Source organism: Chamaesiphon sp. (genome assembly GCF_041737865.1).
GTDB lineage: Bacteria > Cyanobacteriota > Cyanobacteriia > Cyanobacteriales > Chamaesiphonaceae > Chamaesiphon.
The window spans coordinates 1-2,591 of sequence record NZ_JBGSQZ010000243.1 but is presented as its reverse complement, the minus strand read 5'-3'; the positions used below and the strand labels follow the sequence as shown (position 1 = coordinate 2,591).

The following is a 2,591-nucleotide window of genomic DNA, read 5'->3' as shown; positions in this document are numbered from 1 at the left end:
GGATTTGCTGTGGATTTTCTAAGACGGCTTCTACGAAAGAGATGGGGACTTTCCGTTTTTCCATCTCTTCCAGAGAGTGATTTGAAAACCTGAAACTCATCAGTCATCCCCTCCATTGTCTCTGCCCATGCGGTATTTAATGTCGTAGTTGATGATGAAGTCGAGTTCTTCGGCGGTAAAGCCGTAGTGTTGGGCAAGGACGCGATCGATTTCATCAATGATGGGTTTTGCTTCACGGGGCTTAAACTGCTCCATCTGAATTGCCCCCGTCTGACTATGATTTACGTTGATGTAAGCACTCGATAAATCTAGAGCTTTACAGAGTTTCTCAGATAGCTCAGATAAGTCTTCTCCATCCAAAGACAATGGAATTGGAAATGTTTTATAGTCCGATGGATTAAAGTCTCTACAATTTGTCCTAACTTGATAAAACCAGTAGAACAACGAACTATTTAAAACTGATAAAGCTCTTCCTCTAGATTTTTTATCGGAAAACGATATTAAACTTTCTCTAGTAGATGAAGATTCTTGCCCCTGACGTAGAAATTTTGGCGGTCTCGCTGTGATAGTGAACCAATGACCTACACCAGTGATTTTATAGTAAATGTTATCTTTAGTGGTAGTTGGCGAAATCCAGCTAGAAAAGGTGTTTTTACAAGAAATAATTTTTTCAATGATGTCAGATTCCAGGAAAGAACTGATTTTCGGAAAACATCCTAAATTAACGTGCTGGTTACTTTCTGAGTAAGAGAGAACTTGAAATAATCGTTCTCGTTCCTCTTTGTACCATTTCTCGTAAGGAGTTACATAGACCTTAGGTTCCTTATTTTTTAGTGACTTCTGTGATATTGAAATAGCTATTCGAGCGTGATTAATTCCATCAAAAAGTTTACTCGGTCGATCATCATAAGTACTGCATAAGACCATTGAGGAATTTTCTAACAATAGATTCCTAATCAATTTCATGCGTTGTGTTGACGAGAAAGGTCGCTGTACAACGAATCCAAGTAACGCAGAATCTTTCATTATTGCTAGAGACCGTTCCATGCAGATGGCATAGAGATTTCCACAAGATACTGTTGTTAGTCCTTGAATATCATATAAAGACTTTACTTTCGAGGACTCAATGTAGGGTGGATTACCAATAATCACATCAAACCCACCGCGATCGATAATGCTGTAAAACTCAATAAACCAGTGAAAAGGCTGATGGCTGTCTCGCCACTTCTCAAAGACAGCAGGTTTATCTGCATCAACACCATACTCTCTTGCCAGATAGCAATTTAATTCATCATTTAGTTCTGCCAATCGTCGCCGCAGTTCCTTCTTAGACTCTCGAAAATCGATCGCATTCATCCCAAATTCCGTTTGCATCTGCCGAAAGCGTTGAAAGGCGCGGTCTGCGAGTTCAGCTTTCTCATCAATGCGGCTGGCATCATCTTGAAAGTCTAGCTTGAGTTGTGCGCCGTCTTGCTTAATCGCTTTGCGTACTTCATCCAAACTGGCAAACCCCACCAGCGTATTTCCAGCCCGAATATTGAAGTCAATATCGGGCAAAGGTTCTAGCCCAAAGTTATCTTTTCTGGGTTGGGCTTCCATCTGCGCCACCAGCTTCAAAAATAGCCGCAGCTTACAAATTTCCGTCGCCTCCTCCATGATGTCAACGCCATAGAGGTTGTTGAGCATGATCGATTTCAGCACAAAATAACGCGGGTTGGGGTGCTTCGCCATCTCCGCCAGCGTGGTGCGAAACTTCTCATAGCGCGGCTTTGCATCTACCTCCCGCGACAGCCTCAAATCGTCCTCATCCACAAACCCCTGCATTCGCTCCAGACAAGCCGTGTAAAGCGGTTCCAAAATATTCAACGCCGCAAACAAAAACGCACCCGATCCACAAGTGGGGTCTAGTACCGAAACTTGCTCGATCGCCTGATAAAGCGCTTTCAGCAAATCCGAACTTTCACAGCTAGTAATCACATCCTGAGCAAATTGACGAATATCCAGGTTGTAAGTAATCAGATCATTGATTTGGGTGACTTCCCCCACTGCCAGCTTTTGCCGCAGTTCTAGACAGCGCTGACGACGGGCGACGTGTTCTCGCCAAGTTTCGGTCGGCAGCGCAAACCCTGCGGCTGCGGGCTTGTTCCACCCGCCCCGTTGCGACACATCCTCAATTCCAACCGCAATCTCGGCAGGTAATTCGAGATCAACACCTTGACGAACCGCTTCGTAAATGTAGCGATCGCCATTCTCCCGCAGCAATGCCCACAGTGCCCCATCCGGCTTAAACGCAATCTTGCAAGCTTTCTGAGCCGCATCAAACAAAAACGGAATAATCGTATTCTTGCTAATGTGTTCGGTGATATCTTCCTTGGTGTAGTACGCCCCCATTTGTTTTTGGTTGATGTACTTCTCAAAGATGTAGCCCAACACGTCGGGGTTAATTTCGTTTTGGTTACGGAGGGGGCGATCGTCTAGGTGCCAGTCATATTCATCAAAAAAGTTAAACACCGTCTCAAATGCCGCATCGGGAATTTGAATCGTCTCCTCGTACTTTTCCTCAAGCTGATGCACCTCAAATAAACCGCCAT

The 2,591-nt window shown here is 44.4% G+C and carries 1 protein-coding gene; it reads right to left on the bottom strand.

Features of this window, described 5'->3' with window-relative positions:
* Positions 1–99: 99 nt before the first annotated feature.
* Positions 100–2,591: Eco57I restriction-modification methylase domain-containing protein (locus tag ACEW9J_RS18485; protein ID WP_373546569.1), on the bottom strand; the 2,492-nt coding region annotated here is incomplete at its 5' end.